The 13574-nt window shown below is 64.6% G+C and carries 10 protein-coding genes and 2 pseudogenes; 2 read left to right on the top strand and 10 right to left on the bottom strand.

Annotated features, from left to right (window positions below):
• Positions 1 to 4: 4 nt before the first annotated feature.
• On the top strand, positions 5 to 3268 hold the full coding sequence (locus ACSJJT_RS09925) for a S41 family peptidase (RefSeq protein WP_435918131.1): 3264 nt from the start codon (positions 5 to 7) through the stop codon (positions 3266 to 3268).
• Positions 3269 to 3361: 93 nt separating this feature from the next.
• Here the strand turns inward: ACSJJT_RS09925 and valS are convergent, their stop codons facing one another.
• From valS to zwf, 7 genes are all read right to left on the bottom strand, one after another.
• Positions 3362 to 5974 carry a valine--tRNA ligase gene (gene valS, locus ACSJJT_RS09920; RefSeq protein WP_435918130.1) on the bottom strand — a complete coding sequence of 871 codons (2613 nt, stop codon included), beginning with the start codon at positions 5972 to 5974 and terminating at the stop codon, positions 3362 to 3364.
• 111 nt (positions 5975 to 6085) lie between these two features.
• Positions 6086 to 6880: a DsbA family protein gene (locus ACSJJT_RS09915; protein ID WP_435918166.1), complete on the bottom strand. Its 795-nt coding sequence runs from the start codon at positions 6878 to 6880 to the stop codon at positions 6086 to 6088.
• 85 nt (positions 6881 to 6965) lie between these two features.
• The gene (locus tag ACSJJT_RS09910) at positions 6966 to 7469 is read right to left on the bottom strand and encodes a DoxX family protein (protein ID WP_435918129.1); all 504 of its coding nucleotides are present in this window, start codon (positions 7467 to 7469) and stop codon (positions 6966 to 6968) included.
• 99 nt (positions 7470 to 7568) lie between these two features.
• Positions 7569 to 8363, bottom strand: coding sequence for a DsbA family protein (locus ACSJJT_RS09905; protein ID WP_435918128.1), 795 nt, complete (start codon positions 8361 to 8363; stop codon positions 7569 to 7571).
• A 122-nt stretch (positions 8364 to 8485) separates the two neighbouring features.
• Complete coding sequence (gene pgl, locus ACSJJT_RS09900; protein ID WP_435918127.1) at positions 8486 to 9220, bottom strand: 6-phosphogluconolactonase; 735 nt, start codon at positions 9218 to 9220, stop codon at positions 8486 to 8488.
• 3 nt (positions 9221 to 9223) lie between these two features.
• Positions 9224 to 10147: a glucose-6-phosphate dehydrogenase assembly protein OpcA gene (locus tag ACSJJT_RS09895; RefSeq protein ID WP_435918126.1), complete on the bottom strand. Its 924-nt coding sequence runs from the start codon at positions 10145 to 10147 to the stop codon at positions 9224 to 9226.
• Between the two features lie 9 nt (positions 10148 to 10156).
• Positions 10157 to 11731 carry a glucose-6-phosphate dehydrogenase gene (zwf, locus tag ACSJJT_RS09890; protein WP_435918125.1) on the bottom strand — a complete coding sequence of 525 codons (1575 nt, stop codon included), beginning with the start codon at positions 11729 to 11731 and terminating at the stop codon, positions 10157 to 10159.
• 210 nt (positions 11732 to 11941) lie between these two features.
• Between zwf and ACSJJT_RS09885 the strand changes: the two genes are divergently transcribed.
• The gene (locus ACSJJT_RS09885; RefSeq protein WP_435918124.1) at positions 11942 to 12160 is read left to right on the top strand and encodes a hypothetical protein; all 219 of its coding nucleotides are present in this window, start codon (positions 11942 to 11944) and stop codon (positions 12158 to 12160) included.
• Positions 12161 to 12335: 175 nt separating this feature from the next.
• Here ACSJJT_RS09885 and ACSJJT_RS09880 read toward each other — a convergent pair whose 3' ends face one another.
• From ACSJJT_RS09880 to ACSJJT_RS09870, 3 genes and pseudogenes are all read right to left on the bottom strand, one after another.
• Positions 12336 to 13214: a COX15/CtaA family protein gene (locus tag ACSJJT_RS09880; protein ID WP_435918123.1), complete on the bottom strand. Its 879-nt coding sequence runs from the start codon at positions 13212 to 13214 to the stop codon at positions 12336 to 12338.
• A pseudogene (locus ACSJJT_RS09875) lies at positions 13211 to 13363 on the bottom strand (ABC transporter permease); the annotation flags it as partial. The gene ACSJJT_RS09880 and the pseudogene ACSJJT_RS09875, both read right to left, overlap by 4 nt.
• A pseudogene (locus tag ACSJJT_RS09870) lies at positions 13355 to 13555 on the bottom strand (ABC transporter ATP-binding protein); the annotation flags it as partial. The pseudogenes ACSJJT_RS09875 and ACSJJT_RS09870, both read right to left, overlap by 9 nt.
• Positions 13556 to 13574: the final 19 nt, after the last annotated feature.

Genomic DNA, 13574 nt, shown 5'->3' with positions numbered 1-13574 from the left:
ACCCATGGCAACCGGATATCTGCGATACCCCGATGTCCACGGCGACCTCGTGGTTTTCACTGCTGACAACGACTTGTGGTTGGCCTCGGTCATGGGAGGACGGGCAAGTCGGCTCACCAGCGATCACGTCATGGTTCGCAATCCCCGTTTCAGCCCGAACGGCACGAAGATCGCGTGGACCTCTCACCTGGGTCAGCGGCCCGAGGTCTTTGTCATCGACCTGGCTACGGGTGACCAGCGTCGCCTGACGTGGCTGGGAGCTGCTCGCAACCTCGTGGTGGGATGGCAGGACGACGAACACGTGGTGTTCTCGTCTCCACATCAGACCAATGACGTCGGTTTGGCCTGGCTGTACACGGTCTGCCTGGATGGCCACGTCGAGCGCCTCGGGTACGGACCGGGAATGGACCTGGCCGTCAATTCGGACGGCGCCGTTGCCGTCGTCACCCCGAACTCCGCAGACTGCTCGCGCTGGAAGCGCTACCGCGGTGGCACTGCTGGCCAGATCTGGTTGCGTCCAGCCGGGGCCGACAGCTTCTTCCGCCTGCTGCGTGACGGCAACGACGATCACGGCGGTCGCTACGCCGCTGCTGGGCGTTACGGGGTCGGCTGGGTCGACGGTCGACTCTTCTTCAGCTCCGACATGAGTGACGATGACTGCCCGCGCGCCCAGGCTCAGATCTGGTCGGTCGACGGTCAGGGCCATGACCTTCGTCAACACACCCATCACGGTGAGGACCAGGGCTACGTCCGCGACCCCCGTACTGACTCAACGACAATCGTCTACCACGCTCACGGCGCACTCTGGACAATGACCGGCCTCGATGCCGAGCCTCACCGTCTCGAGATCGATCTTGGTGTCGGAGCGCCCCAGCGTGTGCCGGTGGACCCCACCGACCGTCTGGAGGCCGTCGTGTCCGACCACGGTGGTGACGGATCCCTGCTGGAGTGGCGGGGAGCTGCCTATTTCCTCACTCACCGTTCCGGTCCGGCTCGAGCGTTGTCGGCAGCTGATGGGGTCCGTATCCGTGAGCCGCGCGTCCTCGGCCAGACGGGTCAGGGAGTCTGGGCCAGCGACGTCGAGGGAGAGGATTGCCTCGAGATCGCCAACCTTGACGGCACCGGCGATGTGCGTCGGGTGGCTCAGGGGCAGATCGGCCGTGTGCTGAACATCGCACCAGCCCCCGACGGCACGAAGGTCGCCCTCGTCAGCCATGACGGCCGCATCCTCATCGTCACGATGGCCGACGGAGACGTCCGCCAGATTGCGAAGTCCCCGGAGGGTGAAGCCAGTGGTCTGGCATGGTCCCCGGATTCTCGTTACCTCGTGTGGCGTTCACCGGTCCCCCTCGGAGAGGCCATGATCGGCCAGATCCGTTGCTGGGACGAGCAGGGGATGGGAGAGTCCTTTGCCCTCACCCGTGGTGCATTCGACGACTCCTGCCCGGTCTTCACCGCCGACGGCAAGTACCTCGTCATGCTCTCGGCCCGCACCTTCGACCCGAACTACGACGGCCAGACCTTCGACCTGTCCTTCGGACACACCCAGCGTCCGTGGTTGGTTCCGCTGAGCGCCACCGAGGCATCCCCCTTCGGTCCATCCTCCCAAGGGTGGCGGATCAGCGAGGTCCAGGATGCCAAGGCCAAAGCCACCGCTGAGACCGGTAACGATGACGAGGACAACACTCCCGACGTCGTCTGCGACCTCACCGCTGATGGCTTCGAGGAGAGGATGGTGCCGTTCCCGGTGCCCTCGGGCTCCTACCGCGGGCTGGCGGCGGTCAAGGACGGCCTGGTCTGGATCGAGATTGCCGATCGTGGTGGCGAACTCGGCGCCACCCGCGCCGGTGTCGGCGGGGAGGCTCCTAGCGACGTGTTGTGGCATTACAACCTCGCCAACCGTCACCTCGACAAGCTCTGCGAGCACGTCGACTCCTACTCGGTTTCCGGCGACGGGGAGCGTCTGGTGGTGCGGTACAAGGATGACGTCATCGTCGTCCCCTCCTCCCACAAGGTGGATGACGACGATCCGGCGTGCATTCGGGTCGACCTGTCGAGGATGCGTCGCACCATCGATCCGCGTGCCGAGTGGCGTCAGATGTTCGACGAGAATGGCCGTCTGATGGCCAGCCACTACTGGCGCGAGGACATGAACGGGGTCAATTGGGACGGCGTGCTGACTCGTTACCGTCCGCTCGTTGATGTGTGCCACGTCGTCGACGACCTCCACGACATCCTGTGGGAGACCGTCGCGGAGCTCAACACATCGCACTCCTACGTCTCTGCCGCAAGTGCTGCTGGTGATCCCGACATGCGCGCCGGGCTGCTCGGTGCTGATGTCAGCAACGAGGTCGACGGGGCCAAGGTCATCCGTGTCGTGCCCGGCGAGTCCTCGGATCCGCGCGCCTGGTCCCCGCTGCGGGCGGCGGGAGTCGCCGTGTCTGACGGTGACGTGATCGTCGCGGTGGACGGTCGCAGGATCGGCGTCGACGGGACCCTCGGCGAGCTCCTGGAGGGATCAGCCGGGCGGGTCGTCGAGCTGATGGTGCGCCGGGGCGAGGACGTGCGTCAGGTTGCCGTCGTGCCGATGGCTGACGAGGCCTCGCTGCGCTACCACGACTGGGTGGCGTCTCGTCGCCGCTACGTCGAGGAGCACTCGGGCGGACGACTCGGGTACCTCCACGTGCCGGACATGGTCTCCGACGGCTGGGCCGAGCTGCACCGTCAGATCAACGAAGCCACCAGCCACGAGGGCGTCATCGCCGACGTGCGCTACAACCACGGTGGCCACATCTCGCAGTTGGTCGTCGAGAGGCTGGCCCGCAAGGTCATCGGTTGGGATTACAGCCGCTGGTACGCCAGCCCCACCACCTACCCCCAGAACGCTGTGCGCGGACCAATCGTCATGGTCACCAACCAGTGGGCAGGCTCCGACGGTGACATCGTCTCCGCCGTCACCCAGACGATGGGCTACGCCAAGGTCATCGGTGAGAGGTCGTGGGGAGGTGTCGTCGGAATCGACGGCCGCTTCGACCTCGTCGACGGTACCGGAGTGACCCAGCCCAGGTACGCCGGGTGGTACGGCAACTACGGCTGGGGGGTGGAGAACCACGGTGTCGACCCCGACATCGTCGTCACCGTCTCCCCGGAGGACTGGGAGTCTGGCAAAGACGTCCAGCTCGACGCCGCCATCGCCGAATGTCTGCGTCAGCTCGACGAGAAGCCGGCTGCGACGCCGCCGGAGTTCCCCGGACCGGTCTTCGGCTGATCATCTCAACGCATTTCGGCCCCCACACCTACTCAGGTGCGGGGGCCGAACCCTGCTCCGGGGACCAATGCGCCTCGTTGCAGGATCAGTGACTCACTTCTTGCGCTTGGCCGGGGGCTCACCCAGCTCGACCTCGAGGTCGAGCTCCTCGCCACCCTCGGTGAAGGTGAAGGACTCGGTCTTCGAGACCTTGGCCAGGTCGGACTCGACGCCCTTGAGGTTGGCAATGACCGAGGCGGGGGCGCTGATGCAGGCCGAGAGGATTGGGGTCCTCATGGGCACCTTGTGGGTCGACTTCACGCCGCGAAGCTCGACCAAGGCGGCCGAGACGTCGGTCATGAGATCGACGTCGCCGTCACCAGGAACCTCGTCGGTGGTCGGCCAGGAGGAGGTGTGTACGGATCCGTCCTTCCACCAGCTCCAGACCTCTTCAGTGACGAAGGGCAGGAAGGGGGCGAACAGACGCAGCATGACGTCAAGGGCCAGACGCAGGGCCGTCCGGGCGCTCAGCGCACCGGCCTCGTCAATGCCGTCGGAGTCGTAGGCGCGCTCCTTGACCAGTTCTAGGTAGTCGTCGCAGAAAGTCCAGAAGAACTGTTCGGAGACCTCGAGGGCTGCGGTGTAGTTGAACTTGTCGAAGGCCTCGGTGGCCTGGGTGACGAGCTGACGCAGTCCGGCGAGCATCGACAGATCGGCCAGGTTGGTGATGTCGCCGACCTGACCGCCCTCACCGAACCCGAGGACGAACTTCGAGGCATTGAGGATCTTCATCGCCAGACGGCGACCGACTTTCATCTGGGCCTTGTCGAAGGGGGAGTCCATGCCCGGGCGAGCCATGGCGGCACGCCAGCGCACGGCGTCGGCACCGAACTCCTCGATGATCGCGGTCGGGACGACGGTGTTGCCCTTCGACTTCGACATCTTCTTGCGGTCGGGGTCGGTGACGAACCCGGAGATTGCCGCACGCTTCCACGGCAGTACGCCGTTCTCCAGATGCGCACGCACCACACGGGAGAACACCCAGGTACGGATGATGTCGTGGGCCTCGGGGGCGAAATCCATCGGGAAGGTCTTGGCGAACAGGTCCGCGTCGCGCTCCCAACCGGTGACGATCTGAGGGGTCAGCGACGAGGTGGCCCAGGTGTCCATGACGTCCGGGTCGCTGATGAAGCCGCCGGCGACGCCGCGCTGGGACTCCTCGTAGCCTGCCGGGGCCTGCGAGGCCGGGTCGACCGGCAATGCGGATTCCTCGGGCAGCAGGGGATGGTCGTAGTCGGGCTCACCGTCGGAGTCCAGCGGGTACCACACCGGGAAGGGAACGCCGAAGAAGCGCTGACGGCTGATGAGCCAGTCGCCGTTGAGACCTTCGACCCAGTTCTCATAACGGTGACGCATGTGCTCGGGGACCCACTCGAGCTCCCGACCGCGTTCCAGCAGGGCGTCGCGCAGGTCCGCGTCGCGTCCCCCGTTGTGGATGTACCACTGGCGGGTGCCGATGATCTCCAGCGGTTTGTCGCCCTTCTCGTAGAAGTTCGCCTTGCGCTGGGTGGGCTTGGGCTCACCGTCCATCTCGCCTGATTCCACGAGGGCCTCAACAACGAGCTTTCGAGCGGTGAAGGTGGTCTTGCCTGCAATGGCCTCGTACTTGTCGGCGGAGTTGGCGTCGATGATCCACTGCGGGGTCTCACCGAGGATGCGTCCATCGCGACCGATGATGGTACGGGTCGGCAGCTGCAGCTCGCGCCACCAGGCGACGTCGGTGAGGTCGCCGAACGTACAGCACATGGCGATACCGGCGCCCTTGTCCATCTCGGCGGCGGGGTGGGCCAGCACCGGAACCTCGACCCCGTACAACGGGGTGGTGACGGTGGTGCCGAAGAGGTGCTGGTAGCGCTCGTCGTCCGGGTGGGCGATGAGGGCACAGCAGGCGGCCAGCAACTCCGGGCGAGTCGTCTCGATGAAGACATCCTCACCATGGGGACGGTGGAAGCCGAGACGGTGGTAGGCACCGGGGTAGTCGCGGGCCTCGAGCTCGGCCTGGGCCACGGCTGTGGAGAAGGTGACGTCCCACAGGGTCGGGGCGTCGGACAGGTAGGCCTCGCCGCGGGCATGGTTGCGTAGGAAGGCCAGCTGGGCGATCCGCTGGGACTCCGGGGAGATCGTCGTGTAGAGCTGGTTCCAGTCCACCGACAGACCGACCGAACGCCACAGGTCCTGGAAGGTCTTCTCGTCAACGGCAGTCAGCTCGACGCACAGCTCGACGAAGTTCCGACGGCTGATCGACACCTGGCGTTTCGGATCCGGCTTGGCTGGCGGAGTGAAATCCGGGTCGTAGGCAAGCGAGGGATCGCAGCGCACGCCATAGTGGTTCTGCACACGACGCTCGGTCGGCAGGCCGTTGTCGTCCCAACCCATCGGGTAGAAGACTTTCCTGCCGCGCATCCGCTGGTAGCGGGCGACGGTGTCGGTGTGGGTGTAGGAGAAGACGTGGCCCGGGTGAAGGTGGCCGGAGACGGTGGGGGGCGGGGTGTCGATCGAGAACACCTGATCGCGGGAGTCCACCGCGGTGGCGTCGAAGGCATAGAGCTGCTGGTCCTCCCAGATCTGCCCCCACTTGGCCTCGAGGCCCTCGAGGGCCGGCTTGTCGGGTACGACGCCGCGCATCGGGAACGTGGCGGATGTGGGCGCAGAGGTCTGTGAGGTCATGTTCCAAACTCTAGTGTTCTACTCGGACAGGTTGCCAGACGAGCGGTTTTCGCCACCCGCCTGGAGTGGGGTTGATGGGCAGGCTGTTGAGAACCACCAGGCTGGCAAGGATCAGTGGGCTTTCTTGACGGCCTTGAGGAGTTCGTCGGCAGAGGGAACGGCCTGGAAGTCTCCCCAGCCCTCCCACGGCTTGCCGTCGACGAGGAAGGTCGGGGTACCGGCACTGCTGAACTTCTGCAGCTCCTGAAGACCCTGGTCATTGCCGTTCTTGACGAACTGCTCGGTCTGTTTGTTGTCGTAGACCCGCTGGAAGGTCGTCAGGTCCTTGTCGGTGATCCCGGCCTCAGAGGCAAACTCCTTGCGCAGCTGCTCATCGGTGTAGCCGGTGCCCTCCTCCTTGGGCTGATGGGCGTAGACGACGTCGTGGTAGGCCTCGTACTTGCCGACGACATCGGCCGCAGCCGCCGCCATCGCGGCGCGGGACGAGGAGTCATTGCGCAGGTTGTGATCCAGGAAGGTCAAGGTATGGTACTCCAGCTTGATGTCTCCCTTGGCCGACAGGTCATTGAGGGGCTTGCCGAGCAGATCCTCGGCACCCTTGCAGGCCGGGCACTGGTAGTCCTGGAAGACCGTCACCGTCGGAACGCCGCCCTTCGCCTTGTCCTTGTTCAAGGTGTAGACGCCGTCCTTGGTGGCTGAGGGAGGAGTGATCTGGCCGGTGGTCGGCACGTCGTCGGACTTGCGGTTGAGCCCAACGACGACAGCGACGACGACGACCGCCGCAATGACGATTCCGGCAATGACGCCGATGATCCGACGACGCTTCTTCGCTGATTCCTGAGCCTCTTGCTGAGCGCGCAGGGCATCCCGCCTCGAGGTACTGGCGGTCGACTTCTTGTCAGCCATCGGTTGAGGTCCCCTCATGCAATCGATGATGTGTTGCCCATGATGGTAGCCGGTCGGCCCATCAGCCCCTCATCCTGCTCGCGCCTCAGCTGTTGATCCAGCGGTCCACGGACAGGGAAGTGCGGGGGCGTACGACCAGCCAGACGCCGCACAGCGCCAGTCCGAGATCACGCAGGATGTCCAGCGCATAGGTGCGCTGAGCGTGGGCCCAGCTGCGCTCGACGGGCCCACCGTTTCCGAAGCAACCGCAATCCAGGGAGATGTGGCGAGCCCACACCGACGAGATGCCGATGATGAAGATGACCATGGCCAGGGTCCCCAACAGGCCGGACCAGCGCGTCGCAATGGCGAACACGAGCATCAGACCGACGATGATCTCGAGAATTGGCATCGCCCGGCCGACGACAGGCGCGAAGTCCCAGGGGACGATCTGGTAGGCGCGTACGGACCATATGGTGGCGTCAATGTCGGCTGCCTTGATGATTCCTGCCACCAGGAGGGTGCCACCGAGGATGATCCGGGCCAGAAAGCCCACCCAGTCACGTACCTTGACGGATCGCGACGACGGCTGAGAATCCATGGCTGCCATTCTAATGGGGCCTCCTGACAGCGATCTGTGCGCCATCGGTCCTGCCGTCAGCGAGTTGTCGGTGCTGTGGGGCGAGCCGCTGTCGACATGGTCCACATGTCACTTGGCCGCATCAATGGCCTTGAGCAGCTCGTCAGGAGTGGTGTCGTCGCCGAGCTGGGTCCATCCTTCCCACACCTTGTCGTTGACCGTGAGGGCCGGGGTGCCATCAGCATCGAGATCTTGCATCTTGCGAAGACCGTTGTCGTTGGCCTCGGTGACGAACTGCTCGGTCTGACGGGTGTCGTAGATGTGCTGGAACTTGGTGAGGTTCTCCCCTGTAATTCCGGCTTCGGCGGCGAACTTCGTGCGCAACTGGTCGTCGGTGTAGCCGGTGCCTTCCTCCTTGGGTTGATGGGCGAAGACGACGTCGTGGTAGGCCTCGTACTTGCCGACGATGTCAGCTGCGGCAGCCGCCATCGCAGCGCGGTGGGAGTTTTCACCGTCGTACTTCTGGTCGAGGAAGGTCATGGTGTGGTACCGGAGCTTGATCTGTCCCCGGGCAGACAGTTCGTTGAACTGCCTGCCCAACGCGTCCTCAACGGCCTTGCATCCGGGGCACTGGTAGTCCTGATAGACCGTGACGGTGGGAGCGCCCTTCTTCCCCCTGTCGGGGTTGAGGGTGTACACGCCATCCTTGGTGATCGAGGGTGGGGTGATCTGAGTTGACGAGGCGCCGCCATCGGACTTGCGGTTCATACCGAGGACGATGGCGAGAATGATGGCGGCTACGACGACGACCCCGATGATGACGGCGACAACCCGGCGACGTTTCTGCGCGGCCGCCTGAGCTTCCTGCTGAGCTCTCAACGCGGCGCGTCTCGACGTGGTTGTCGCCGTCTTCTTGTTCGGCATCGGTTCGGGGTCCTCTCATGGCCAGCTGACGCCCTCCATCGTAACCAGGCCTCCCAGCGGCTCCCACCGGGGTGTTTGTCGGGGTCGTCCCGGGTACAGGGCCAGCCAGAGAAGTGCCGGTGTCATAGCGAGCAGTTGTAACGCGGCAACCCGATCGAGGCGTCGTGGTTGACCATCCAACTCGTCTCGATCGTGCCGTTGGCCCAGGTGGCTGGCAGGGAGGCATCCCCGGCGAAGACCTTCTGGACGGCGTCTGCCTTCTCCGACCCGCTGACGAGGAACCACACCCGCTTCGAACGATTGATGACCGGCATCGTCACCGAGAGGCGATCCGGCGGGGGCTTGGGAGCATCCGTGACGCCGACGGCCAGCGCTGTCGTCGTGGGACTGAAGGAAGGATGGCCCGGGAAGAGTGATGCGACGTGGCCGTCCGGGCCCATTCCGAGCAGACAAATGTCGAAGACCACGTCGCCGAGTTCCTGAGCGTAGGAGTAGGCGGCCTCGTCAGGATCGGCCTTGCCGTCGGCGGCGGGCATGACATGGGTCTTCGAGGGATCCAGTCGGATGGCTGACGACAGCAGTGGCAGGGCCTGCAGGGAGTTGCGGTCCGGGTGGCCGGTGGGAACGAACCGGTCATCACCCCACCACACGTGTAATTGGTCCGGGCGGATCTGGGCGCACTCGGGAACATCGCCCATCGCGGCGTAGACGGCATTGGCGATCCGTCCGCCGGTCAGGCACAGGTCGATGCGTTCCTGGTCGGCCTGCACCTTGACGATGGTCTGGACGAGGCGATGGGCAACACCCTCAGCCAGTCCCTGGGCGGACTGGTACCGCATGAGTCGTCGGCTCGTCATCACTCACTCCTCATCACTCGTCGACGACCTACGTCCGGCACCGTCGCGGATCTCTGCCATGACAGCGGAGAAGACCTTGTCAGGATCAAGTCGGCGAAGCTCTTCGCCGATGAGCATCTGAAGCTCCCGTCGGTCCAGGGCCACACCGCGAGCAGGTTCCCCGGGAATCCGGTAGACGGCGTATCGACCGCTGCGGCGTCGAATCTCGATGTCCCCACCGGAGGTCGACATGACGATGGCCGAGATTCCGGGAGCATCCGTCGTCACCCTCTCCACCGGAACACCGAGACGAAGTCTCAACCAGGCTACCAACAACATGGCTGGCGCGTTGTCGGCAGCAGACTCCACCCGAGCGGCATGGACAGTGGCCGGGTGCTGGTCCAGGGCTGCGGCGGCCAGCGCCCGCCATCCGGTTGTGCGGGCCCAGCAGAGGTCGCAATCACCTTCTGACAGGTGCGCGGCGCGACGTGTGAGTGCCTTGCAAGGGTCCTTGTCGGTGGCCGAATCGGTGATGCGACGGTCGGCCAGGGCGCCGATGGGATCGGCTGCGAGGTCATCGGGGCCCGAGAACGGCCACCAGGCGATGACGGGGGAGTCGGGCAGCAGCGGAAGGATGACCGAGGCCGGTCGCCGGGCCATGGCTCCGGAGAGCCGCAGCACGATGACCTCACCGGGAGTTCCCTCCCCAGCGTGCACCTCGGCGTCGAGCTTGTCCTTGCGGGAGCGAGTCATGACGACCATGAGGAGCCGTGACGGGTGCTGACGAGCAGCGTCTCGGGCGGCCTCGAACGCGGCGTCGAAGTGGGAGGAGTCGCAGACACAGATGAGGGTGTGCACCAATCCTGATCCGGACCCGACGGTGCGACGGGCCTCCACGATGGCGGCGCCGATCTTTGACGCGGTGGTGTCGGTGAGTGTGACGATCATGTCTTCTCCTCAGGGCCTACGCCAGACGAAGCCGTCCCGGGCGATCATTTCGTCAGCCTCGGACGGACCCCAGGAGCCGGCTGGATAGTCGTACGGGGCAGTGTCGGATCCTGCCCAGAAGTCGAGCATCGGGTCGAGGATCTTCCACGCCAACTCGACCTCCTCGTGCCGGGGGAACAGCGGCGGGTCGCCGAGCAGGACGTCGAGGATGAGCCGCTCGTACGCCTCCGGACTGGCTTCGGTGAAGGAAGATCCGTAGGCGAAGTCCATCGTGACGTCTCGGATCTCCATCTGGGTGCCCGGCACCTTGGCACCGAAGCGCAGGGTGACTCCTTCATCGGGCTGAATACGCAGCACGACGGCGTTGGTGCCAAGGGCCGCGGTGTCGGAGAACGGTAGGTGTGGGGCTCGTTGCAGGTTGAGGGCCACCTCGGTGACCCGTCGCGGCACCCGCTTGGCGGTGCGCAGGTAGAACGGCACCCCTGCCCACCGACGGTTGTCGATGGTCAACCGGACGGCTGCGTAGGTCTCGGTGCGGGAGTGCGGATCGACGCCGTCCTCCTCGAGGTAGCCGCGCACCCGTTCCCCTCCTTGACGACCGGCAACGTACTGCCCCCGGCAGGTCTGGGTCGCCATGTCGTCAGGGGGCTGGATGGCGGCCAGGACCTTGGTCTTCTCAGCGCGCAGCTGGTCGGCGTCGAAGCTCGTCGGTTCCTCCATGGCAGTCAGGGCCATGAGCTGCAACAGGTGGTTCTGGATGACGTCACGGGCAGCTCCGATGCCGTCGTAGTACCCCGCTCGCCCCGCAATGCCGATGTCTTCGGCCATGGTGATCTGGACATGGGAGACGTAGTGATTGTTCCAAATGGGCTCGAAAATCTGGTTGGCGAACCGGAACGCCATGATGTTCTGGACGGTTTCCTTGCCCAGGTAGTGGTCGATACGGAAGACCGACTCCGGGCTGAACGCGCTCCCGACGATCTCGTCGAGGTCTCGCGCGCTTTCCAGGTCATGGCCGAAGGGCTTCTCGATGACGACCCTGCTCCAGTGGGAGGAGTCGTGGTCGGTCAAGCCGTGGCGTTTGAGCTGGCTCACCACGGATTCGAAGGAGTGCGGCGGGATCGACAGGTAGAAGGCATGGTTGCCGCCCGTTCCGCGTTCCTCGTCAAGCTCGCGAATCGTGTCAGCCAGCCGTTCGAAGGCCTCGTTGTCGTCGAATTCGCCGCGGACGAACCGAATCCCTTCAAGCAGCTGTTCCCAGACCTCCTCGCGGAAGGGGGTACGGGCGTGCTCGGCCACTGCGTCATGAACGACCTTGGCGAAGTCCTCGTCCTCCCAGTCGCGCCGGGCGAATCCCACCAGTCCGAACCCTGGCGGCAGCAGGCCGCGGTTGGCCAGGTCGTACACGGCCGGCATGAGTTTCTTGCGCGAGAGGTCGCCGGTGACGCCAAACATCACCAGGACGCACGGGCCCGCCACACGGGGCAGTCGACGGTCGGCTGGATCTCGTAATGGATTGACGCGATCGCCGCGCCACCCACTGGTCGCCCTGATGGTGCTTCCTGAAGCGTCTCGACCTGCCACCTCACCCGTCCTTCCGAAACCGGTAGTCATGATGCGGAACTGAGGTTCCACCAGCCCAACGGTAGTCGGTCAAGCTGCCCGGTCCGTGAGCGTGCTCAGCGACAGGCGGACGGATATGTCCCGTTGCCGCGCTCGACGAGGAGGACACCCAGTTGGTGTGCCGTGCCAACACCGGTCCGCGTGACGCCGCTCGTTTCCGGAGGCTGCACGGTGGCCTATCCCCAGACGGTGGCCGGACGTGGCATGGTATTCCTGGCCAATGACCTCGTGGATCCCATCAACAATGGCCAGATCATTCGTGCTTTCCCGAATGTCCACGCGGGGTCCCAGAACGCTCGCGTCCTGCTGTTCATGAATGCCCGTCAGACGGGCGCCACCATCCCGGTCTTGCGATGGCGGCTGGCACACTCATCAGCTCAAGATGTCTGACGAAGAGGGATACATGACTGTTGTCGTCCAGGCCGACGAGGCGCGCAGTGGTGGCCGCGTGCAGAGAGCACGCGTGGTCATTCGGTGAGCACAGACACGTCGCCGTACAGACGACATGACGGGTGAGTTGGGGAATGATTCTCTGGCCCGCCCGTCATCGTCATGGGGGATCTCGTCAGGACGGCCTGAATACTGGGGAAGGGGTCGGACGCACGCTGCACCACAGGGCTCCAACTGCTGCTGCCGACAGCGCGACGCCCACCGTGTGCCAGATGACCAGCCACGGGTTGAGGTGGGTGAGGTACTGGGAGTATCCAATGATGGCCTGGTAGATCTCGACAGCCATCAAGCCAATGCTCCAGCGACGCATCATGGCAAGGTGGCGGGTGGTGGCGATGGCCAGGCAGGCGGTGGTCAGGGCTACAGTGATCCACACTGATATGCCATGCAGTCGTGCCACAGTCTCAATGTTGAACCCGGTTCGTACTGAGTCGGAGTCTCCGGCGTGGGGGCCAGATCCGGTCACCACTGTTCCCAGCCACATCACGACACACATCATCGCGACGGTGGATCGCACCAACCCCATCGCCAGTCCATCGACGGCCTCGCTCGAATGAGGTCCACTCAACCAGATCATCTTGACGTCAACGAGGATGATCGCCACCGACACCATCAGGCGCAAGGCCACGATGAACGGGTTGAGCGCGAGGTGTACCGAGATCGCGCCAATGACAACCTGCACAGTGATGGACACCAGGTTGATCCATGCCAAGGCCGTGAGCTGGGACGTGACACGGACTCGGTAGCAGCGGACGAGCAGGCTGATCGCCACCGCGACGAGGATGAAGGTGAGCAGCCTGTTGCCGACCTCGACGTAGGGGTGAATCCCCATCGCCTCATGTGGGGTGTACTTCCCGGCGGTGCAACGGGGCCAGGTATCGCATCCCAGTCCTGAACCGGTCAGGCGCACCACTGCACCGGTGACGATGATGCCCATGTTGGTGACCAGGGCAGCGATGCACCAACCGTGCAAACGGCGATCTCGGGAGGTCATGAGATCCACTTTCGTGCCAGCATTCTGAGCAGAATTGCCCAGATCAGCAGGCTTGCCAGTGGCCGCAGGACGGCACCGGCAACCAGACTGACGATGTAGGCCAGATTGGCCAGCCCGAGGGTGACCTCGGCCATGAGGGAACCAGCCACGTAGTGCAGTAGCTCGTCGGCTCGGATGCCCCTGCAGGCCCTGGCATCGTGAGACATGAGTCCGGTGGCGGCGGTCAGACGTAACCCATCAAGAGCAGTGACACGGCCAAAAGGGGCCCTCACGTCCTCAAGAAGCAGAGCTTCCGTCGGAGCGTGAGGGTCACCACTCGGGGGCAAGGGGATTCCTGGCACGACGGTCAGTGTAGAACCC

The organism is Cutibacterium nasicola (assembly GCF_051303185.1).
In the GTDB taxonomy this organism is placed as follows: domain Bacteria; phylum Actinomycetota; class Actinomycetes; order Propionibacteriales; family Propionibacteriaceae; genus Cutibacterium.
This window is presented reverse-complemented; position numbering and strand designations above follow the sequence as displayed.

Excerpts from the sequence above, each read along its gene's own strand:
- pgl (WP_435918127.1), bottom strand. The coding sequence starts at position 9,220 with ATGACGAGCCGACGACTCATGCGGTACCAGTCCGCCCAGGGACTGGCT.
- ACSJJT_RS09915 (WP_435918166.1), bottom strand. The coding sequence starts at position 6,880 with ATGGCTGACAAGAAGTCGACCGCCAGTACCTCGAGGCGGGATGCCCTG.
- valS (WP_435918130.1), bottom strand. The coding sequence starts at position 5,974 with ATGACCTCACAGACCTCTGCGCCCACATCCGCCACGTTCCCGATGCGC.
- ACSJJT_RS09925 (WP_435918131.1), top strand. The coding sequence starts at position 5 with ATGGCAACCGGATATCTGCGATACCCCGATGTCCACGGCGACCTCGTG.
- ACSJJT_RS09910 (WP_435918129.1), bottom strand. The coding sequence starts at position 7,469 with ATGGCAGCCATGGATTCTCAGCCGTCGTCGCGATCCGTCAAGGTACGT.
- ACSJJT_RS09895 (WP_435918126.1), bottom strand. The coding sequence starts at position 10,147 with ATGATCGTCACACTCACCGACACCACCGCGTCAAAGATCGGCGCCGCC.
- ACSJJT_RS09905 (WP_435918128.1), bottom strand. The coding sequence starts at position 8,363 with ATGCCGAACAAGAAGACGGCGACAACCACGTCGAGACGCGCCGCGTTG.
- ACSJJT_RS09880 (WP_435918123.1), bottom strand. The coding sequence starts at position 13,214 with ATGACCTCCCGAGATCGCCGTTTGCACGGTTGGTGCATCGCTGCCCTG.